Source organism: Massilia aquatica (assembly GCF_011682045.1).
Lineage (GTDB): Bacteria > Pseudomonadota > Gammaproteobacteria > Burkholderiales > Burkholderiaceae_D > Telluria_A > Telluria_A aquatica.
Window position 1 is genome coordinate 29,203 of sequence record NZ_VVIW01000036.1, and the last position, 19,648, is coordinate 48,850.

The 19,648-nt window shown below is 63.6% G+C and carries 17 protein-coding genes; 5 read left to right on the forward strand and 12 right to left on the reverse strand.

Translation table 11 applies throughout. The annotated features are described in order from the left end of the window. Window positions 1-91 precede the first annotated feature (91 nt). On the forward strand, window positions 92-691 hold the full coding sequence (locus F1609_RS31625; RefSeq protein WP_167081501.1) for a hypothetical protein: 600 nt from the start codon (window positions 92-94) through the stop codon (window positions 689-691). A gap of 5 nt (window positions 692-696) precedes the next feature. On the opposite strand, the gene F1609_RS31630 is transcribed toward F1609_RS31625, so the two are convergent. Genes F1609_RS31630 through hda form a run of 5 tightly spaced genes read right to left on the reverse strand, consistent with a single transcriptional unit; the run spans window position 697 to window position 4,263 of the window. Then, complete coding sequence (locus tag F1609_RS31630) at window positions 697-1,044, reverse strand: DMT family protein (protein WP_167081503.1); 348 nt, start codon at window positions 1,042-1,044, stop codon at window positions 697-699. A gap of 1 nt (window position 1,045) precedes the next feature. Further along, window positions 1,046-1,519, reverse strand: coding sequence for a 2-amino-4-hydroxy-6-hydroxymethyldihydropteridine diphosphokinase (gene folK, locus F1609_RS31635; protein ID WP_167081505.1), 474 nt, complete (start codon window positions 1,517-1,519; stop codon window positions 1,046-1,048). Continuing rightward, window positions 1,516-2,916 (reverse strand): polynucleotide adenylyltransferase PcnB, encoded by a 1,401-nt coding sequence (pcnB, locus tag F1609_RS31640; RefSeq protein ID WP_167081507.1) that lies wholly within the window; start codon window positions 2,914-2,916, stop codon window positions 1,516-1,518. The genes folK and pcnB overlap by 4 nt, the downstream gene beginning before the upstream one ends. Beyond that, complete coding sequence (locus F1609_RS31645; RefSeq protein WP_167081509.1) at window positions 2,909-3,583, reverse strand: histidinol-phosphatase; 675 nt, start codon at window positions 3,581-3,583, stop codon at window positions 2,909-2,911. The genes pcnB and F1609_RS31645 overlap by 8 nt, the downstream gene beginning before the upstream one ends. Continuing rightward, a complete protein-coding gene (hda, locus tag F1609_RS31650; protein WP_167081511.1) occupies window positions 3,580-4,263 on the reverse strand; it encodes a DnaA regulatory inactivator Hda in 684 nt (227 codons plus the stop codon). The genes F1609_RS31645 and hda overlap by 4 nt, the downstream gene beginning before the upstream one ends. Window positions 4,264-4,517: 254 nt before the next feature. On the opposite strand from hda, the gene purM reads away from it, so the two are divergent. Continuing rightward, window positions 4,518-5,561: a phosphoribosylformylglycinamidine cyclo-ligase gene (purM, locus tag F1609_RS31655; protein ID WP_167081513.1), complete on the forward strand. Its 1,044-nt coding sequence runs from the start codon at window positions 4,518-4,520 to the stop codon at window positions 5,559-5,561. A gap of 124 nt (window positions 5,562-5,685) precedes the next feature. On the opposite strand, the gene F1609_RS31660 is transcribed toward purM, so the two are convergent. Together F1609_RS31660 and F1609_RS31665 are read right to left on the reverse strand one after the other, a co-directional pair. Then, window positions 5,686-5,943 (reverse strand): hypothetical protein, encoded by a 258-nt coding sequence (locus tag F1609_RS31660; protein WP_167081515.1) that lies wholly within the window; start codon window positions 5,941-5,943, stop codon window positions 5,686-5,688. Window positions 5,944-6,050: 107 nt separating this feature from the next. Further along, window positions 6,051-8,480, reverse strand: coding sequence for an acylase (locus F1609_RS31665; protein ID WP_167081517.1), 2,430 nt, complete (start codon window positions 8,478-8,480; stop codon window positions 6,051-6,053). Window positions 8,481-9,034: 554 nt separating this feature from the next. Here F1609_RS31665 and F1609_RS31670 point away from each other — a divergent pair. From F1609_RS31670 to F1609_RS31680, 3 genes are all read left to right on the forward strand, one after another. Next, window positions 9,035-9,493 carry a DUF3828 domain-containing protein gene (locus tag F1609_RS31670; RefSeq protein WP_167081519.1) on the forward strand — a complete coding sequence of 153 codons (459 nt, stop codon included), beginning with the start codon at window positions 9,035-9,037 and terminating at the stop codon, window positions 9,491-9,493. After that, window positions 9,490-10,416 carry a hypothetical protein gene (locus F1609_RS31675; protein ID WP_167081521.1) on the forward strand — a complete coding sequence of 309 codons (927 nt, stop codon included), beginning with the start codon at window positions 9,490-9,492 and terminating at the stop codon, window positions 10,414-10,416. The genes F1609_RS31670 and F1609_RS31675 overlap by 4 nt, the downstream gene beginning before the upstream one ends. A gap of 106 nt (window positions 10,417-10,522) precedes the next feature. Further along, window positions 10,523-10,951 carry a type VI secretion system amidase immunity protein Tai4 gene (locus F1609_RS31680; RefSeq protein ID WP_187363182.1) on the forward strand — a complete coding sequence of 143 codons (429 nt, stop codon included), beginning with the start codon at window positions 10,523-10,525 and terminating at the stop codon, window positions 10,949-10,951. 75 nt (window positions 10,952-11,026) lie between these two features. Here the strand turns inward: F1609_RS31680 and F1609_RS31685 are convergent, their stop codons facing one another. The 5 genes from F1609_RS31685 to F1609_RS31705 form a co-directional block, all read right to left on the reverse strand. Continuing rightward, window positions 11,027-12,244 (reverse strand): 6-phosphofructokinase, encoded by a 1,218-nt coding sequence (locus F1609_RS31685; protein WP_167081523.1) that lies wholly within the window; start codon window positions 12,242-12,244, stop codon window positions 11,027-11,029. Window positions 12,245-12,336: 92 nt separating this feature from the next. Beyond that, window positions 12,337-14,778 carry an acylase gene (locus F1609_RS31690; protein ID WP_167081525.1) on the reverse strand — a complete coding sequence of 814 codons (2,442 nt, stop codon included), beginning with the start codon at window positions 14,776-14,778 and terminating at the stop codon, window positions 12,337-12,339. Between the two features lie 183 nt (window positions 14,779-14,961). Then, the gene (locus F1609_RS31695; protein WP_167081527.1) at window positions 14,962-15,327 is read right to left on the reverse strand and encodes an MmcQ/YjbR family DNA-binding protein; all 366 of its coding nucleotides are present in this window, start codon (window positions 15,325-15,327) and stop codon (window positions 14,962-14,964) included. Window positions 15,328-15,342: 15 nt separating this feature from the next. Then, window positions 15,343-17,391: a S9 family peptidase gene (locus F1609_RS31700; RefSeq protein ID WP_167081529.1), complete on the reverse strand. Its 2,049-nt coding sequence runs from the start codon at window positions 17,389-17,391 to the stop codon at window positions 15,343-15,345. A gap of 82 nt (window positions 17,392-17,473) precedes the next feature. Beyond that, on the reverse strand, window positions 17,474-19,537 hold the full coding sequence (locus F1609_RS31705; protein ID WP_229422170.1) for an alpha/beta hydrolase family protein: 2,064 nt from the start codon (window positions 19,535-19,537) through the stop codon (window positions 17,474-17,476). Window positions 19,538-19,648 lie beyond the last annotated feature (111 nt).

The window sequence follows — 19,648 nt, forward strand, 5'->3', positions numbered from 1 at the left end:
CATCGGCCGGAATGTGCCCGGGAAGGACTTAAAGTTGTCCCGCCGGAAGGTGCGATAATCGCCGGCCGGACATCTTGTTTAAAGATAAAACATGCAGTTTATGCAAAATGGGTTTTCACGGGCAGGCACGCGGCGCGGCCATGCCGTGGTGTTGCTGGCGATGGCATGCGGGCACCTGCTGGTGGCGTGGTATCTGATCGTCTCCACCCGGAACGAACGCACCCCGTCCGGGCCGGCGGTATCGTACCTTCAAGTGCTGTTTCCGGTTGCCGAAAAAGGCGCGCCCGCCGCGCCGTCCACTGCGCGCGCGCGGCCGCAAACGCCCGCCAGGGGCAAGCGGGCCGGTACCGCCGCCGGGCACCAGGAACGCCCTGCGCCGGCAGTGGAAGCGCAAGCGGATGCCGCCAGCCAGCCTGCGGAGCATAGCCCCATCACGCCAGCGCCGGGTTTTGACATGGGCAAGGCCTTGTCCGACGCCAGGCGGATCGGAGCCGAACCGCTGACAGGAATCGACCGTGAGCGTGAACAGTTGCGCATCAGGGGCGCGGACGATACCGCGCTGGCGAAGGCGGTCGCCAAGGCGCACCGTGCCGACTGCCGCACCGCGCACAGTGGCGATGCGAAGGGAAATCTGTTCGTCCTGATCCCCATCCTCAAGGGCACCCTGAGCGACAAGGGCTGCAAATGGTAAGCGCTTTAGCTGCGGAAGATGAAGTAGACGGCGCCCACCAGGCACAGCCCGGCCCACACGTAATCGAGTTTGAACGGTTCGCCCATGTAGAACATCGCAAACGGCACGAACACCGTAAGGGTGATGGCTTCCTGCAGGATCTTGAGCTGCGCCAGGCTGTATTGGGTGTGGCCGATGCGGTTGGCCGGCACTTGCAGCAGGTACTCGAACAGGGCGATGGCCCAGCTGACCAGGGCCGCATACCACCACGCCTTGCTCGACATGTTCTTCAGGTGGCCGTACCAGGCGATCGTCATGAAAATGTTTGACAGCACCAGCAGGCCGGCGGTCTGGATAAAAATCGGAATCTGCATGTCAGTTCAGTCGTTCGATAGGTTGGCCGGCGAGAGCGGCCAGATAGTCGCGCGCCGGGCCATGCCCCGGCACGTCGATGGTTGGTGCAATTTCCAGCAGCGGCGCCAGCACGAAGGCGCGCTCGATCATGCGCGGATGCGGCACCTGCAAGGTGGCGGTGTCGATCCGTTCATTGTTGTAGAGCAGGATGTCGAGGTCCAGGGTGCGCGGGGCGTTGCGGTAGGGCCGTTCGCGCCCGTGCGCCAGTTCGATGGCGTGCAGCGCGGCCAGCAGCTCTTGCGCACTCAAGGGCGTGTCGATGCAGGCCACCGCGTTGATGTAGTCGTCGCCCGAGGAATCGATGGGCGCGGTGCGCCAGGCCGACGACTGCGCCAGCAGGCGGCTGCCGGCCAGCGCACCCAGACGCACCAGCGCGTCGGCCACGTTGGCGCGGGCGTCCCCCAGGTTGGCGCCGATGCCGACGTAGGCAATCATTCGTCGCCGCTGGTGCTGCCGGTGGTGCTGGTGCTGGCGGCGTTGTCGCCGCCCTCGCCATTGGCGCGGTTGCGCGGGGCGCGCCGTGGTGCGCGCTTGCGCTTGGCGCCGCCCGGTGCGGCAACAGCGCTGGTGAGCAGGTTTTCGCGTTCGACCGCGTCGCCTTCGTAGAAGGCGGTCCACCATTCGCCGATCTCCATTTCGATCTCGCCCGACTCGCAGCGCAGCAGCAGGAAGTCGTAGCCGGCGCGGAAGCGCGGGTGTTCCAGCAGCTTGTACGGGGCCTTGCCGTTGCGCCGCTCGAAGCGCGGCTGCATCGACCAGATGTCGCGCATGTCCGAGCCGATCTTGCGCTGCAGGGCCAGTTTTTCGGTCTGCGAATCGAGTACGTCGTCGGCCGCCAGGTGCAGCGCCGGAATCGGCGACTCACCCGCCGCGCGGTAGGCGGTCCATTTTTCGACGACCTGGTGCCACAGCAGCGAAGCAAACAGGAAGCCCGGCGAAACGCCCTTGCCGGCCTTGATGCGGTTGTCGGTCGATTCCAGCGCCAGGGTCACGAACTTCATGCCGATCGGCTGTTCCAGCACCACGTCGAGCAGCGGCAGCAGGCCGTGATGCAGGCCTTCCTTGCGCAGCTGCTGCAGGCAGGCCAGCGCGTGGCCGCTCATGAGCAGCTTGAGCATTTCGTCGAACACGCGCGCGGCGGGCACGTTGTTGATCAGGGGGGCCATGATCGGAATCGGTTCGCGCGTGTGCGGTTCGATCGTGAAACCGAGGCGCGCGGCGAAGCGCACCACGCGCAGCAGGCGCACCGGGTCTTCGCGGTAGCGCGCTTCGGGCTGGCCGATGATGCGCAGGGTCTTGTCGCGGATGTCGGCAATGCCGCCGTGGTAGTCCAGCACCACCTGGGTGGCCGGATCGTAGTACATGGCGTTGATGGTGAAGTCGCGCCGCATCGCGTCTTCGTGCTGGGGGCCGAAGTTATTGTCGCGCAGGACCCGCCCGTGTTCATCCTTGGGCGCGCTGGCCTCGCCGGCGCCGCGGAAGGTGGTCACTTCCAGCAGGTCGGAACCGAACATCACGTGCACGATCTGGAAGCGCTTGCCGATGATGAAGGCGCGCCGGAACAGGCGCTTGACCTGTTCGGGCGTAGCATCGGTGGCGATGTCGAAGTCCTTCGGTTTGACCGACAGCAGCAGGTCGCGCACGGCGCCGCCCACCACGAACGCCTTGAAGCCCGCCTCCTGCAATGTTTGGGTCACGCGGATCGCGTTCGACGACAGCAGCTTGGGGTCGATTCCGTGCTCCGCCGGTCCCAGGATAATGGGTTCGGTCAGGTCGCGCACTGGCTGCTTCTCTTTGACGCCGAGGATTTTGCGGATGAATTTTTTAATCATTGAATAGATGGAGTAAAGGCCAGCCAAGGCGTGTGGCGTGGGTCGCCAGCACGGCGTTCGGGTTGGTCGCGACGGGGTGGGTAACGACGGACAGAAGGGGGAGATCGTTGTGCGAATCGCTGTAGAAGTGGCTGCGCCCGAAGCCACCGAGCGGGGTGCCTATCTGCGCCAGCCAGGCGTGGGTGTGGGTGACCTTGCCCATGCCCTGGGTCGGCGCGCCAAGCAGTTTGCCGGTCAGGTTGCCGTGTTCGTCCTCTTCGGGGATGGCGGCGATCAGGTGCTCCACCCCCAGCGCCTTCGCGATCGGCGCGGTCACGAAGCGGTTGGTGGCGGTGATGATGGCCACCAGGTCGCCAGCGTCCTGGTGCTGGCGCAGCAGGGCGCGCGCGCTCGGCAGGATGGCCGGTTCGATCACTTCGGCCATGAACTGCGCGTGCATGGCGTCGAGTTCCTTGCGCGGAAAGCGCGCCAGGGTGCCGAGGGCGAATTCGAGGTATTCGACCGGGTCGATCGTGCCGGCCTTGTACTGCTCGAAAAAGTCGTCGTTGCGGCGCTTGAATTCGAGCGGGTCGACAGCGCCGGTGCGGACTAAAAATTCGCCCCATTCGTGGTCCGAATCGATCGGCAGCAGGGTGTGGTCCAGGTCAAACAGCGCCAGGTTCTTCATTCTTTGGTGTCCGCTTGCGGGTTCGCTTGTAATAGTAAATCGCGCAGCAACGGCAGGGTGACCGGTCGCTGGGTTTCGAGGGAATACTGATCGAGTGCGTCTAGCATCGTCGACAGGGAGCGCATGTCGCGCTTGAAATGGGACAGCAGATAGGGTAACACGCTGGCCGACAAGGTCAAACCGCGCGCTTCGGCGGCGTGCGTGAGGGCGGCGATCTTCTGTTCATCGGCCAGGCCGTGGATCTGGTAGATCAGGCCCCAGCCCATGCGCGTGCGCAGGTCTTCGCGTACCGGCAGCACCACCGGCGGCACCGGCCCGGTGCTGACCATGTAGGCGCCGTGTTCGCGGATCTGGTTGAACAGCGCAAAGGCGTCGATCTGGGCCTGCGGCGAGAGCTGTTCGCAGTCGTCGAGCAGGTACAGGGTGGTGCCCTGGGTGTAGGTGAATTCGGATTCCGGCGCGTTGCAGGCGATGTAGCGCGAGCCGGGCGTGGCGGCCAGCGCTTGCAGCAGGTGCGTCTTGCCGGCGCCGGTCTCGCCCCACAGGTAAGCGAAATGTTCGCGCGAACGACGCTCCGCGAACTGGTGCATCAGGTGCGCCAGTTCGGCATTTTGCCCTACCTCGAAGGTATCGAGGCTGTGCGCCTGCTCTGCGCCCAAATCGAGTACCAGCTGTTTCATGAGTTCATTCTTGCGCCGTCGTATACATCAGGCATCATTATAGAAGCTGCCACGCGGATCGTGGGGGTGGCGGCTGGCCGGCCCGGTGCTGCGGTGCTTTGGCGGAGAGAATGAGCATCTTATTGTTGTAATGTGGGTTAAATCGGCTGTGGACGGGGCATTTTGATAAAATAGCGGATTGACCGGTTTTGGCCGTCCGCGGCTCGAATCGGTTCGCCGCCTTCTATTTTACCGCCTCCGCTGCCAAATACACCATGAGCCAACTTTCTAATGTTTCCCTCTCCTACCGCGACGCCGGTGTCGATATCGATGCGGGCGATGCCCTGGTCGAAGCGATCAAGCCGTTTGCCAAGAAAACCATGCGCGAAGGCGTCATGGGCGGCATCGGCGGTTTCGGCGCGCTGTTCGAGATCAGCAAGAAGTTCAAGGAGCCGGTGCTGGTGTCCGGCACCGACGGCGTGGGCACCAAGCTGCGTCTCGCGTTCGAACTGAACCGCCATGACACGGTCGGCATCGACCTGGTCGCCATGAGCGTGAACGACATCCTGGTGCAGGGCGCCGAGCCGCTGTTCTTCCTCGATTATTTCGCATGCGGCAAGCTGGACGTGCCGACCGCCACCGCCGTGGTCAAGGGCATCGCCCAGGGCTGCGAGCAGGCCGGTTGCGCCCTGATCGGCGGCGAAACCGCTGAAATGCCGAGCATGTACCCGGCCGGCGAGTACGACCTGGCCGGTTTCGCGGTCGGCGCGGTGGAAAAATCGAAAATCATCGACGGCACCAAGATCTGCCCGGGCGACGTGGTGCTGGGCCTGGCCTCGTCGGGCGTGCACTCGAACGGATACTCGCTGGTGCGCAAGATCATCGAAGTGGCCAAGCCGGACCTGAACGCCGACTTCCACGGCCGTCCGCTGGCCGACGTGCTGATGGAACCGACCCGTATTTACGTCAAGCCCTTGCTGGCGCTGATGGAATCGATGGAAGTCAAAGGCATGGTGCACATCACCGGCGGCGGGCTGGTCGAAAACGTGCCGCGCGTGCTGCAGCCGGGGCTGACGGCGGTGCTCGACTCAAAAGCATGGACCATGCCGCCGCTGTTCCAGTGGCTGCAACAGCACGGCGGCGTGGCCGACGCCGAAATGCACCGCGTGTTCAACTGCGGCATCGGCATGATTGTCATCGTGTCGAAAGAAAACGCCGATGCGGCGTTTGCGCAGTTGCAGGCGGCCGGCGAGACGGTCTCGCGCATCGGCACGATCCGCGCGCGCGAGGGCGACGAGCACCAGACCATCGTCAGCTAAACGAGCTGCGGTCAAACAAACAACGGACGGCGCCTTCGGGTCCCGTCCGTTTTTTTTGATTTTTTTCATGGCGATCATGCCGGGCATGGCTGCCTTGCCGGAACAGCGGCAGCGCCAGCGATATTTACTTCTGGTTGCTGGCAAGTTCCTTGCGCCGCGCCGCGATGGCTTGCTTGACGGTCATCTTGTAGTCGATGTCCTGGGCCATCGTGTGCTGCGCCACGTACGACACCAGCAGTTCGCTCTCTTCCGGGGTCAGCGCCTTTTTCAGCGCTTCGCCCTTGACCGGGTCGCCGCTGTCGGCCAGGGTGACGTCGAGCGGCCCGTTGCAGGCGGCCAGCAGCAGGGGAAAGCACACACACGCCAGAATCAGATTTTTCATCATCGTTCCAGTCAGGGGACAGTAACCATAACTTAACACAGCCCCATCAAAAATGCCTTTTTAAAAACGTTTTAGTTTTTATAAGCACGGCGTGTGTTGCGCGCGCGTTACTGGGTGCCTTTCGTCTTGTGACTGATGGCAATTCGGCTGAGCTTGGGATCAGCCGCGATCTGCGCGTCGGTAAAGGGCAGGGTGTGCCAGGCTTTGCGCGAATACAGCTCGCTCTGGTCGGCGTAGTGGGGCGAGGCCGGGTCGACCGACTGCGAATAGGCGAGCATGGCTTGCGCCTGCGGGCCGTTGCGGTCGAACATCACTGTCTGCACATAGCTGCTGCCTTCGGTCACCTCGCGCCCGCCTCCTTTGGACGGTTCGCTGGCGATGACGTTATAGATGCCGTACTGATAGCGTCCGCCATGGATGGGAATCCGCTTGCCGTTGCGCTCGGTGTGCTGGATTTCGCCCCAGCGGCTGTTCAGGCCCCAGCCGCTCGCTTCCATCTCGAGCACGGCGCTGGCCAGGGCCGTGCGCAGGGCGGTTACGCCGGCCGCATCGTCCACGCGCAGGCCGCGCGGCGTGCCGACCGGATCGGCCGCGTTGAAGGGCACGGCCCAGAACAGGGGCGAGCCGTACAGCTGGTCCCACATGCTGGCGAAATAGCCGAAGCCGATATTGCTCTCCAGGTTGGCCGTGCGGTCCCAGGCGCGCAGTTTGGCGCAGGCCGGCGCCAGGTCGACCATGGCGCCGCTGGCGGCGCGCGCCTGGCGTTCGCCGTCGCAGGCGCGCAGCACGTCGTCCATGATCTGGCCGGCGTAGTAGACGCGGTTGCTGAACAACATCCCTTGCAGCTGGGGCATCGAGATGCGCCGCCCGGGCAGGCCATCGGTGCCGGCCAGGCGCGCCTGTAACTGGGCAATGCCGATGCGGGTGCGCCCGCTTTGCTCCTGGGCGTCGAGACTGACGATCGACGGAAAGCCGGTCAGCGGCGCGGCCGGATTGGTCAGCCAGGCGCTGTCGTTCGAGTTCTGTACGAAATCGTCGCGTTGCAGGCGCGGCAGGCTGGCGCCGGCGAAGATGCCGCTTTGCGGCGCGCCCGGATCGTTGCCGGGGCGGCAGGCGCTGGTCGAGGCATCCAGCACCAGCACGCCGCCGGCCGCCAGCTCGCGGAAGGCGTCCGGCACGCAGGCTTTTTCCTTGGACAGCGGCACGTTCGGCACCACCGTCACGTCCAGGTACATGGTCTTGCCTTCCTTGTCGGCGGCAATGGTGCCGACCCACGGCAGGCCGACGATGCGGTCGATGCCGTCGCGCAGCTCGTCCAGGCTGCGCGCGCTGTTCATGGCGCGCCATTGTTCCAGCATGCGGTGATTGCCCATGTTGGCGTCCAGCAGGGTGTAGGCGACCTTGCGGTTCCACTCCAGCTGGTCCGGCACGCGCATCACCACGCCCACATCGGTCTGGTAAAAATCGTGGCTGCGCGTGGCCAGGCTGCCGTCCGGCTGGCGCACCTCGACCTCGATGCGCTTGCGAATCATGGGCTGGGACTTGCCGTCGACCACATAGCTGGTCGGATCGCGCGGGTCGAGCTGCAACTGGTGCACGGTGAAGTGGCTGGAGGTGTTATTGGTGTGGGTCCACGCCACATCCTTGTTGAAGCCGATGCTGACCATCGGCATGCCGCCGAGCGAGGCGCCCATCGCATCGAGCTTGCCGGGAATGGTCAGGTGCAGCTGGTAAAAGCGCAGATCGCCGTTCCACCAGTTGTGGGGATTGGCCAGCAGCAAGCCCTGGCCGTTCTCGGTGGCATTCTTGCCCAAGGCCACGCCGTTGCTGCCGGTGCGGGCATGCTGCTGTTGCCAGTATTGCGGATCGATCACGCTAGGACTGCCACGGCGCGCGGTGGCGGCGCGTGACGGTGGCGCTGGCACGGCCGCGTCCGGCGGCACGGCGGACACGAGTTCGGTAATGAAATGGCTGCCCGCGCCTTCGGCGGCGTAGCGGCGCACGATCTTCATCATGTCGTCGGTCGTCATGCTGCGCACCCAGGGGGCGTTCTTGCAGGCGTCGGGCAAGCCGCCCTTGCCGCGCTCGTCCAGGTACTGGTTGTAGCCGGCCACGTAGCCCTCGACCAGCGCGCGCATCGGCGCCGGCTGCTGCTGCCAGGCGTTGGCCACCGCTTCCGCTTCGTTGATCAGCCGATAGAAAAAGTCGGAGGCCAGGTTGGGCGCCGTGTCCGCGGTCGCGCCGCGCGCCTCGGCGCCGAAGTACTTGGCGCGCTCGCCGTTGGCGGTGACGATGCGCTCGGCCAGCAGGCACACATTGTCTTGCGCGTAGGCGTAGCCGATGCCGTAGCCGAGGCCGCCGTCGTCATCGGCCTTGATGTGCGGGATGCCGTAGGCGGTGCGGCGGATTTCGGCGGCGTATTTGGGGGCGGGGTCGGCGGGCGCGCCGTCCTTGTCGCCGCAGGCGGCGAGCGCCAGCAGCATGGCGGCGCTGCCGGCGCGCAGCAGAGGGACATGGGAACGAGGGAACAGGGTCATGGCGGTCCGGATGGGTTGACGGGACCGCAGTGTTGCGTTGTTGGCGTTGCTAAAACAATCGAAATGCAAAAAGACCGATCGGACGCGCCCGGGCGGCGCATCCGGCGGTACCCGACGCTCTGGTCAGGACTGTGGCAACACTGCTATGCTCGCAGCCGCAGCGGCCGGCGTCGGGCAGTCACCGATACAGCGCTGACTTGAGGAAGGTGCCTCTACCCGAATCCGGTTGACCTTTCACAGTTACTTCAACCAAGCTGATGCAGCTTACCGAACAACCAAAGCGAACTACTGGGCACGCCAATGAAAACAGCACGCGCATCCGCAGCTCTTTTGTTGCGCTTTTCCTTGTGCCGAAGGCGCCCAATTCAAGCTGCTCAAGTGCCTGGACATGTACCACAGCAAGGAACTCGCTGATCAAGTGCGCAAATACGCTCCTCATCCCGATTGGACAGGTTTCAAGCCAGCGAAGCGAAGGAAGAAATCTTGAATCACCTCGGAGGCAATTGCGGCCGCCGGTAAAATTTTATGGGCGAACTCACTAAAATCATATGTCTATGTCAAAAATCAATAAGATAATATTCGCCAAGGCGCATTGTGCGTTTTTTTCATGCATGTTAGCTTGCCTTAGTTTTCCCGCGCTGGCCGCTGAACTTTCATCACCTGCGGTTACGACTTCGGCTTTTTATAAATGGTATATCCATTCGCTTGTCACGGATCATCAACCGCTTCGCGACGAAAAAGTTAAACTTGGCACATACGTTTCAAAGTCCCTGATTGCGGAAATTGAAAAGCGTATGAATAGCGAGGATGGACTGGATGCCGATCATTTTATCCAGACGCAGGACTATCATGATGATTGGGAAAAAAATATCTCAGTTGCGAAATCCAGGATAAATGGAAATACCGCAACAGTCCGTGTCACGCTTGGAGCAAGCAAAGAAAGCATCCACCACCTGGAGCTGACTTTAAAAAAAGAAGACAGCGTCTGGAAAATTCGCAGAGTTCGACAATGATAGAAAACGACGGCGCAGAATCGGCCGTTGCACTTGTTGAACTTGCGGAAAAAAGCGCCGGTGCACGGTCGATATTGTGTCGAGTACAATCGACTGCGAACGGCCAGACGCAATCCTTCATGCAGAGCCGGCCCGGCTCAGGATCGGCCAGTAAAGGCTTATTTATGACAAATCAACCGCCTCCATCCGAACTGCTTGATCTCAAAACACATATCCTCGCGTGCATGGCCGACTACATGCCATCCCTTGTGGATAACGATGTACGTATTCCTCTGAACTTGACAGCGTGCGAGCTGGCCTTAAAAAAACACCTGGAGGGAGTGTTTCTGGAGTCGGCGTGGGAAGATCCTCTTGCCATTGTGTTCGAGATCCGGTGGGTATTGAATCACCTCGGTAACGGCAGCTTTGAAGACTTTGTCAGCGGTGCCTTCACGCTCCCTCCAGACGCTCAAGCGCAAGAGGAATTCCTAAAAAAATGTCGCGAAGTCTTTGACATCTCCCTGGCCAGACTGTTGGAGCCGGCCGCGAATGCCGATATTCCCATGGTGATTAACGCCTTACGTCGCGCCATGCTGGCGCTGGCATTTCTGAATCTGGATGCGATCTGCGACGACGTGCAAACGAAAGCTCCCGGGTATCATCCGTATTGCTATACCGAGGCCGAGCTCGCCCAATGCGACGCGATCCTGAGCCATTACCTGGAAACTGTTCACGCTCCAGCGGTGAGGGACGATGAAGCCAGCATCATGGCGGCGGTGCAGCACGCGGTCGAATCGCTCAACGACTTGAATGATCGCTGCGGTCGCAGCCTCATCGAAACCGACGCACGAGAGGATATTTGCAAACTCATCCAATGCGCAGCCCAGAGCGCCGGGCTCGATCGCGCCGACAGCGACATTACGGACGAATGGCGCGATTGGTGACATGAAGACCCTTGAACAACACGTATGCCGTTCGTGTGAACTGCTGTTGATTCAACCCACCTGACGCAGCATACCCATCAACCCGAGCGAACGACAGGACCCCTTAATGAACATCGCACCCGCATTCGCCGCTCTCATGTTGAGCTTTTCCTTGCCGGCCGCTGCAGGAACATCGACCGTGATGGCACCAAGCCGTACCAATGCCGAGAATTACAAGGACCGGGCGCTGTCTGCGTGCATCGCTGAAGCTTACAAGGGGTCGCCAGCAGGCGACGATGCGCGTATCACCACGATTATTTCCTTGGATTGGACGTATTACGATCTCGATAAAGGTAACCGGGCCACAAATCGGCTGGTGGATAAATACCTGCGCCGGGACTACAGTAATCCGTTCGAAGGATACGTCGGCGCCGAGTTCAAGCTGCTCAAGTGCCTGGATATGTACCACAGCCGGGAACTCGATGAGCAAGTGCGCAAGTACGTTCCCCATCCCGGTTGGGTAGGTGATGCGCCAGCGAGGCGAAAGAAGAAATAAAGCGCTCGCCGGCCCGCCATCCCGGCGTCAGGAGAATCTTCCCGCAGGCCCCACCTGGCGCGGGCGCTGTCTACGCTATTTCTTGCCCAGGATCTTCTCGACCGGTGCCGGACGCAGGCGGAAGGCGTCGGGCATGCCCGAACCGAGCAGTGGGCGCAGGTAAAGGCGGAAGGCGTCGGTGACGTCGGTGCCGCTTTCGCTGATAAAAATGTCTTCCATCGTGCGCGTCTTGCCGGCCACGCTTTCCAGGGGCACCAGTTCGTAATCGACCGAGTAGTAGCCGGTGCGCTTGATCGCCACCGAGCCGTCGCGCTCGCCCCACATGGCGAACTGCACCGCTTTTTCGCCCACTTCGCGCGCCTCGCGCTGGTCCACGTCCGACACGCAGCCGATGAAGGAACGTTGCAGGTAGCCAAAGGTGTCGCCGCGCACGCGCTTGATGCCGAGCTTGGACTTGATTTCGTCGCACAGCAAATCGGCCAGCGCGCCGGTGCCCGACAGTTGCACATTGCCGTGCGCATCGCGCTCGATGTCGCTCGATAGCAAACTGGCGATCGCTTCGCCGGAAGCGTCGTGGATGCCTTCGGACACGGCGATCACGCAGCGCCCGTAGCGCTCATAGGTGGCCTTGACGTCGGCCAGGAATTGCTCGAGCACGAAGGTGCGCTCGGGCAGGTAGATCAGGTGCGGGCCATCGTCGGGAAATTTCTTCCCGAGCGCGGCGGCCGCGGTCAGGAAGCCGGCGTGGCGTCCCATCACCACGCCCACGTAGACGCCAGGCAAGGCCGCGTTGTCGAGATTGGCGCCGGCGAAGGCTTGCGCGACGAAGCGCGCGGCCGAGGGAAAACCGGGAGTGTGGTCGTTGCCGACCAGATCGTTATCGATGGTTTTGGGAATGTGAATGCAGCGCAGCGGATAGCCGGCCTTTTGCGCCTCTAGGCTGACGATGCGCACCGTATCGGACGAATCGTTGCCGCCGATGTAGAAAAAATGCTCGATCTCGTGTGCGCGCAGCACCTCGAAAATCTTCTGGCAATAGGCCATGTCGGGCTTGTCGCGGGTCGAACCGAGCGCCGAGGAGGGCGTCTTGCCGACCAGTTCCAGGTTGTGGCTGGTTTCCTGGGTCAGGTCGATGAAGTCTTCGTCGACAATGCCGCGCACCCCGTGCATGGCGCCGTACACGCGCGTGACGTTGCGAAAGCGGCGCGCTTCGAGCACCACGCCGACCATCGACTGGTTGATGACGGCGGTGGGTCCGCCTCCCTGTGCGACCAGAATTTTTCCTGACGACATGTGCATCTCCTTGAGGTGAGAACAGGCAGTCTACCGCCACGGCGGCCGGCTGCCTGTTTCTTTACAGCCTGGGACGAACGAGGACGCTCAGCTTACGGCTTGGCGGCCACCTTGCCATCGGCCTTGCGCGTCACCGTCATGGTCGAGAACGCCGGATCGGCCTTGATCTGCGCTTCCGTGTATGGCTGGGTGATCCATTCTTTTTTTGAGAAGCGCTCGGTCTGGTCGGCGAAATGCTTCGAGGCCGGGTCGGTCGATTGCGAGTAGGCCAGCATGGCTTGCACTTGCGGGCCATCCTTGTTGAAGGACACGGTCTGGATGTAGCTGGTGCCGTAGATCACTTCAAGCTTGCCGTCGCCGCTTGGTACGGTGCCGATCGCGTTGTACACGCCATCGGTGCCCTTGCCGCCGTGGATCGGAATGCGGCGGGTGCCGCGCGTGGCCAGCTGCACGTCGCCCCAGCGCGCATCTTGCGAGACGCCCATTTTGGCCACGTCCTGCGCCGCCGCCGCCAGCGCCTGGCGTACCGTGGTGGCGATGGCCGGGTTGTCGCGGTTCAGGCCGCGCGGGGTGTTGACCGGGTCGGCCAGGTTGAACGGCACCGCCCACATGCCGGGCACGCGCAGGATGCGCTCCCACAGGCCGGTAAAGTACAGATAGCCGATGTTGCTGTCGAGGTTGACCGTGCGGTCCCACTGGTTCAGGCGCGCGCAGGCGGTCGTGATATCGCCGCTGTCGGCCTGGTCACCGCGGCACAGGGCCAGCACGTCGTCCATGATCTGGTCGGCGTAGTAGACGCGGTTGCCCAAGGCCAGCGCTTGCAGCTGGGCCACCGTCATCTTGCGTCCGGCCAGGCCGTCGGTGCCGGCCAGGCGCTTCTGCACCTGGGTGATGCCGAGGCGGGTGCGGCCAAACTGCTCGACATTGTCGACGCTGACGATATCCGGGAAGCCGGTCAGCGGCGCTTGCGGGTTGGACAGCCAGGCGCTGTCGTTGGAGTTTTGCACGTAGTCGCTGCGCACCAGGCGCGGCAGGCTGGCGCCGGCGAAGATGCCCGGCTGCGGCGCGGCCTTGTCGGTGGCGGGCGCGCAGGCACTGGTGGCGCCGCTCAGCACGAACAGGCCGCGCGCGGCCAGCGGTTTGAACGGCCCCGGCACGCAGGCGTCCTGCATGGCTTTGGTGACATGCGGAACCACGGTGACGTCCATGAACAGGGACGCGCCTTCCTTGTCGACGGCCAGGGTGTTGACCCATGGCAGGCCGACGGTGCGGTCGATCGAGGCCTTGAACTCGTCCAGGCTGCGCGCCGTGTTCATGCCGTACCACTGTTCCAGCAGGCGATGGTTGCCGAGGTTGGCGTCGTTGAGCGAAAACGCCATGCCGGCGTTCCAGTCGAGCTGGCCGGGAATGACGACCACCGGGCCGTACTGGCTGCTGTAGAAGGTGCGCGTCTGCGTGCTCAGCAAACCATCGGCGCCCTTGACCTCGACATTGATGGTCTTGCGCGTCATGGCCTGCGGCTTGCCGTCGACGATGTACTTGGTCGGATCGCTCGGGTCGAGCGGCGTCATGTGCACCGTGAAGTGGGCCGAGTTGTTGACCGTATGGCTCCAGGCCAGGTTCTGGTTGAAGCCGATATTAACCATCGGCATGCCACCGAGGGCGGCGCCCATCGCGTCGAGCTTGCCGGGAATGGTCAGGTGCAGCTGGTAGAAACGCAGCGCGCCGCGCCATGGGAAGTGCGGGGTGCCGAGCAGCATGCCCTGGCCGTTGTCGGTGGCGTCCTTGCCCAGCGCCACGGCATTGCTGCCGGTGCGTTCGCGCATCGCGACCCAGTAGTCGGGGTCCATCGGATGCATGCCGGCCTTGGGCGGCACGGCCGGGATCAAGCCATTCTGGCCGGGCGGCGTGGCGCCCACCATGGCGCCGATGAACTGGCCGGAACTGGCTTCAGCGGCGTAGCGGCGCAGCAGCTTGATCATGTCCTGTTCGTTCACCTTGCGCACCCAGGCGCCGTTCTTGCAGGCGGTGGGCAGGTTGTTCATGCCGGTCTTGTCGAGGTAATCGTTATAGCCGGCGACATAGCCTTCGATCATCGCTTTCATCGGCGCCGAGTGGGCGTTCCAGGCGTTTTTGACCGCCTCGTCATCGTTGATGATGCGGTAGAAGAAATCGGTCTGCAGGTTCGGAATGTCCGAAGTCTGGCGCGTGGCGGTCGGGCCGAAGTGTTTCGAGCGCTCGCCGCTGACGGTGGTGAATTCGTCGGCCAGCAGGCAGACATTGTCTTGCGCATAGGCGGTCGCCACGCCGTAGGCCAGGCTGCCTTCATCGTTGGCCTTGATGTGCGGCACGCCGAACGAAGTGCGGCTGATCTCGGCCTGGTATTTGGCGGCCGCCTCGCCCGGCTTGGCAGAATTGTTCGAATTGGAACCGGAAGAACCGTCGTTACTGCAACCGGCGGCGAAGGCCATGGCAACGGCGCCGGCGAGCGCCAGCAGGCGGGGCGCGCGGTGGTACTGGAAAGGGATGGTCATGTGGGTCTCGTGTTTCGTGTTGGATGCATTGATGGCACAGCAGTGCGATATTTTATATCGAAATTGCATCAAAATTGTAGAAATAATAACTTTGAGAACGCGCTGTGGACGTGGTAGAAATGGGCGTCCGACAGGCGTGCGCCAGGCGTCCGGCAGGCGCCCGCCAGCCGGGAACGAGCGTCCTCAAGCCGCCTTGCCGTCCCGTGCAGCGAGCTCTGCCTTGCTAAGCGCGGAACGGGCTTTCTGGTACTGCCAGGCCAGCAATTCGGCCAGCCCCCGCGGCGGAAAACGGCACACATCGCCCATCGTCGCCCAATGAAAACGCGGCATGGTGGGCGCCGGTTTTACACCAGGCATGGCGCTCAGTCCGAGAAACAGCCCGGGCGCGCCGCGCAGGCTGAAGCGCCCTTTTTCCGGTTCGCTGGTCTTGACGCAGGCGAACTTTTTTGCGCCCACCGCATCCTCCGGAATAGTGCCCGGATACGGATGCAATGTCTCGCTGGCATGCGCAAAAGCGCGGCAGCGCTGTTGTAATTGTTGCGTGTTCATGACAGTGGCGGCCTGTTACGGCGTACCGATGTGGCGCCCGAGAAATTTTTCGACCCGTCCCCAGAAGTCGATGCGGTTTTTTGGCAACGACCAGCCATGCCCTTCTTCCTGATACACGACCCATTCGACCTCGGGATTGCCGGCTTTGACGGCGTCGTAAAACTTCTGGCCGTGATACAGCGGCACGCGCCGGTCGGCCCCGCCATAGGCCATCAGCAGCGGCTGGGTGATGCGCGCGGCCTGCAGCAGCGGCGAGGTGGCGCGCAGCTGGGCCGCATCCTTGTCGGGGTCGCCGATCAGGGTCGGCGCGCCGTACTTCAGGTAGGCGCTGCTGGCATCCGAGGTAGCGCTCCAGTGGCCCGTGTAGAGCAGCTTGATGTCGGTCACGCCAGCCCAGTTGATGCCGCACTTGTACAGGGCCGGATCGTTCACCAGGCCCATCAGGGTGGCATAGCCGCCGTAGCTGGCGCCGGCGATGCAGATGCGTTTGGGGTCGGCGATGCCCTGGGCGATGGCCCAGCGGGTGGCGTCGGCAATGTCGTCCTGCATCTTCAAGCCCCATTGCTTCCAGCCGGCCTTGTAGTGTTTGTCGCCGAAGCCGGTGCTGCCGCGAAACTCGGGTTGCAGCACCGCGTAGCCGCGCGAGGCCAGGAACTGGCCTTCGGCCGACCAGCCCCATTCGCTGCCGCGCAGGTAGGGCCCGCCGTGCACCAGCACCACCATCGGCAGGTTCTTGCGCCCGCTCTTGCCTGGGCCGGCCGGGTGCGGCAGCGTGAGCCAGGCCGGCAGCGCCAGGCCGTCGCGCGCCGTCAGGCGCACCAGTTCCTGCGTGGCCATCTGGTCCGGCACGATGCGCTCCCGGGTGCTGCCGACGCCGGTGAACTTGCCGGTCTGGATGTTGTACAAGGCGTAGTACTCGGGTTGCTGGTCGGAATACGATTGCACCAGCACCCAGGGACTGTCGGCGAGCGCCGCCGGCGTGATCAGGTTGACGGTCGAGGGCAGGGCGGCGTCGATGCTCGCCTGCAGGGTTTTCATCTTGCTGTCGAACCACACCGTCGCTTGCGCGTCGCTCAGGTAACGCGCCCCCAGCAGCTTTTCGCCTGAGGTGACCAGCTGGCCCTTGAAGTCGTAGTCGGTCAGCGACACCACCGGTTCGGCGCTGATGCGCTTGCTAGCCAGGTCGAAGGTATGCAGTGCCAGCTTGTCCTTGCCGGCGTCGCTGGTCACGTACAAGGTGCCGTCCGGGCCGAAGGCCAGCGGGGTGAAGGCATCCTTGCCGCCCGCGTAGCGGTCGAAGGAGGCCAGGGTGCGCCATTCATTGCTGGACGGATCGAGATACCAGATGGTTTCGAGATTGTTTTCCAGCGTGACGCACAGGCGCGGCTGGCCCTTGTGGTCGAGCAGCCAGCTCAGGGCCGGCCCCGGCCGCGCGACCGTCTCGGCGCGTCCGTTCACGGTGTTCAGGCGGATCAGGTTGACGTACTTGATGTCGCCGTTCTCGCGCACGCCGTCGCGCTTGGGATTGGTCAGGTACACCTCGTCGGAGGCCTGCGCGCCGGCCTGCCTCACCAGGTAGTGGTCGGGCGGCAAGGTGATCCTGGTCACGCTGCGTTGCTTGAAAGCCGCCCAGGTGAGGTGCACCAGCTGCCTGAAATTGCTGCCGTCGCGGTTGACCGCGAACAGGCCCGGGCCGTGCACCATGTCGCCCAGGCCGATGCGCTTGTCGGTCGAGTCCAGCACCAGGCGCTCGTTGTTGACCCATTGGAAGGTGTTGACATCGCGATCGTCGAACTGGGCCACGACCGTGGTGGCGTTGCTGGCCAGGTCGATCACGATCAGGCGGTCGCGCTTGTTATCGCTGGAAAAGCGCACGGCCAGGAACTTGCCGTTGGGTGAAAGTTCCGCGGCGCTGAAGACCGCGTTGTCGAAAAAGGCGGCCAGCGGCGGCGGCGCCGGCGCGGCCGGTTCGGCGGCAAAGGCGGGCGCGGCCAAAGCGCAGACGAGCAGGGCGCAAACGTGCAGGGCGCGACGGTGCGGAAGGGACGGGCGTACAGCGGGCATGGATGGGCTCGGTAAAAGGGATCGACGACGATGTTCTGTCCATTCTGTCAATACTAGCGTTTTGCCAAGTCCGGCGCCAGTGCTATCGTTCGTCCCCGGCGCGCGCCGTGCCGATATGGCGCTGCAAGAATTTCTCGACCCGGCTCCAGAAGTCGATGCGGTTCTTCGGCAGCGACCAGCCATGCGCCTCTTCCTGGTACACCACCCATTCGACGTCGGGATTGTGCTCCTTGAGCGCCTCGACGAACTTCTTGCCGTGGTACAGCGGCACGCGCCGGTCGACCGCGCCGTAGGCCAGCAGCACCGGCTGGCGGATGCGCGCGGCCTGCATCAGCGGCGAGGTGGCGCGCAACTGGACCGCATCCTTGACCGGATCGCCGATCAGGGCCGGCGCACCGTACTTCAGGTAGTCGCTGCTCATGTCGGAGGTAGAGCTCCAGTGCCCGGTGTAGAGCAGGTTGATGTCGGTCACGCCGACCCAGTTGATGCCGCATTGGTACAAGGCCGCGTCGTTCACCAGCCCCATCAGGGTGGCGTAGCCGCCGTAGCTGGCGCCGGCGATGCAGATGCGCTTGGGGTCGGCGATGCCTTCGGCGATGGCCCAGCGGGCGCCGTCGGCCAGATCGTCCTGCATCTTCAAGCCCCATTGTTTCCAGCCGGCGTGGTAGTGTGCCCTGCCGAAGCCGGTGCTGCCGCGAAATTCGGGTTCCAGCACCGCATAGCCGCGCGAGGCCAGGAACTGGCTGTCGGCCGACCAGCGCCATTCGCCGCCGCGCACCCAGGGGCCGCCGTGCACCAGCAGCACCAGCGGCAGCTTGTTGCCCCCACCGTTGCGTGCGCCGTTGGGTACGGTCAGCCAGGCCGGAATGGCCAGGCCATCGCGTGCCTTGTAGCGCACCGCTTCCTGCGCAGCCATCTGGGCCGGCACGATGCGTTCGTGCGTGCTGCCGACCGGGTTGAACTTGCCGGTGTCCACGTTGTACAGCAGGTAGCGCTCGGGCTGGCGGTCGGAATACGAGCGCACCAGCACCCAGGGCGCCTCGGCGCGGGCCGGCACCTCGACCAGGTTGACGGTGGCCGGCAGGGCGGCGTCGATGGCTTCCTGCAGGGTTTTCATCCTGGCGTCGAACCACACCGTCGCGCGCGCGTCGCTCAGGTAGCGCACGCCGAGCAGCTTGTCGCGCGTGGTGATCAGCTCGCCGCTGAAATCGTAGTCGGCCAGCACCAACAGCGGCTCCGCGCTGATCTGCATGGTGCTCAGGTTGAAGGTATGCAGGGCCTGCTTGTCCTTGCCCCTGGCGCTCTTCACGTACAGGGTGCCGTCGGGGGCGAAGGCCAGTGGCGTGAAGGTATCCTTGCCGCCCAGGTAGGCATCGAAGGCGGCGATCTCGCGCCATTGATTGTTGGCCGGGTCCAGGTACCAGGTGGTCTGGATATTCTTGTCGAGCGTGATGCAGATGCGCGGCTCGCCCTTGTGGTCGAGCAGCCACCCCATCGCCGGCCCGGGCCGGCGCACGGTTTCGCTGCGGCCGGTGACGGTATTGAGGCGCAGCAGGTTGACATGTTTCAGGTCTCCGTCCCCGTGCAAGCCTTCGCGCTTGGGATTGATGACGTACACATCGTCCGAGTTTTGCGCACCGGTTTGTTCGACCAGGAAATGGTTGGCCGGCAAAATGTTGCTGCTTACGGCGCGGTCCTGCAAAAAGGACGCGCTGGCCTGCACCAGCTGGCGGAATTTGGCGCCGTCGCGGTTGACCGCGTACAGGCCTGGCCAGTAGCGCTCGTCGCCCGGGCCGACGGTCTTGTCGGTGGTGTCGAGCACCAGGCGTTCGTTGTTGACCCACTGGAAATTGCCGACATCGCGGTCGCTGAAGCTGGCCGCCACCTTGACATCCCGGTTGGCCAGTTCGATCACGATCAGGCGGTCGCGCTGGTTGTCCTTGTTGTAGCGCACCGCAAGGAACTTGCCGTCGGGCGAGAGCGTGGCGGCGCTGAAGGCCGGGTTGTCGAAGAAGTCGGCCAGCGGCGGTGGCGCGGCAGGCGCGGCGGCGGCGGCGGCGCGCATCAAGAGGGCGCAGGCGCACAGGAAGGCGATGCGCAACAAGTGCAGTCGATACAGCAGTGGATGCGGCAGGTGGCCGGACATAAGACCTCGCTTGTCGGAAGACGCTTGTCGGAAGACGGCAATGCGCGGCGCAGCGCCGCCCAGCGATCAATCCTAGCGGCTTGGCCGCCCGGCTGCCAGCGCGTTTCGCGG

Excerpts from the sequence above, each read along its gene's own strand:
- F1609_RS31625 (WP_167081501.1), top strand. The coding sequence starts at position 92 with ATGCAGTTTATGCAAAATGGGTTTTCACGGGCAGGCACGCGGCGCGGC.
- F1609_RS31660 (WP_167081515.1), bottom strand. The coding sequence starts at position 5,943 with ATGAAAAATCTGATTCTGGCGTGTGTGTGCTTTCCCCTGCTGCTGGCC.
- hda (WP_167081511.1), bottom strand. The coding sequence starts at position 4,263 with ATGAAACAGCTGGTACTCGATTTGGGCGCAGAGCAGGCGCACAGCCTC.
- purM (WP_167081513.1), top strand. The coding sequence starts at position 4,518 with ATGAGCCAACTTTCTAATGTTTCCCTCTCCTACCGCGACGCCGGTGTC.
- F1609_RS31690 (WP_167081525.1), bottom strand. The coding sequence starts at position 14,778 with ATGACCATCCCTTTCCAGTACCACCGCGCGCCCCGCCTGCTGGCGCTC.
- F1609_RS31630 (WP_167081503.1), bottom strand. The coding sequence starts at position 1,044 with ATGCAGATTCCGATTTTTATCCAGACCGCCGGCCTGCTGGTGCTGTCA.
- F1609_RS31675 (WP_167081521.1), top strand. The coding sequence starts at position 9,490 with ATGATAGAAAACGACGGCGCAGAATCGGCCGTTGCACTTGTTGAACTT.
- F1609_RS31665 (WP_167081517.1), bottom strand. The coding sequence starts at position 8,480 with ATGACCCTGTTCCCTCGTTCCCATGTCCCTCTGCTGCGCGCCGGCAGC.
- F1609_RS31685 (WP_167081523.1), bottom strand. The coding sequence starts at position 12,244 with ATGTCGTCAGGAAAAATTCTGGTCGCACAGGGAGGCGGACCCACCGCC.
- pcnB (WP_167081507.1), bottom strand. The coding sequence starts at position 2,916 with ATGATTAAAAAATTCATCCGCAAAATCCTCGGCGTCAAAGAGAAGCAG.
- F1609_RS31670 (WP_167081519.1), top strand. The coding sequence starts at position 9,035 with ATGTCAAAAATCAATAAGATAATATTCGCCAAGGCGCATTGTGCGTTT.
- F1609_RS31680 (WP_187363182.1), top strand. The coding sequence starts at position 10,523 with ATGAACATCGCACCCGCATTCGCCGCTCTCATGTTGAGCTTTTCCTTG.
- F1609_RS31695 (WP_167081527.1), bottom strand. The coding sequence starts at position 15,327 with ATGAACACGCAACAATTACAACAGCGCTGCCGCGCTTTTGCGCATGCC.
- F1609_RS31700 (WP_167081529.1), bottom strand. The coding sequence starts at position 17,391 with ATGCCCGCTGTACGCCCGTCCCTTCCGCACCGTCGCGCCCTGCACGTT.
- F1609_RS31645 (WP_167081509.1), bottom strand. The coding sequence starts at position 3,583 with ATGAAGAACCTGGCGCTGTTTGACCTGGACCACACCCTGCTGCCGATC.
- folK (WP_167081505.1), bottom strand. The coding sequence starts at position 1,519 with ATGATTGCCTACGTCGGCATCGGCGCCAACCTGGGGGACGCCCGCGCC.
- F1609_RS31705 (WP_229422170.1), bottom strand. The coding sequence starts at position 19,537 with ATGTCCGGCCACCTGCCGCATCCACTGCTGTATCGACTGCACTTGTTG.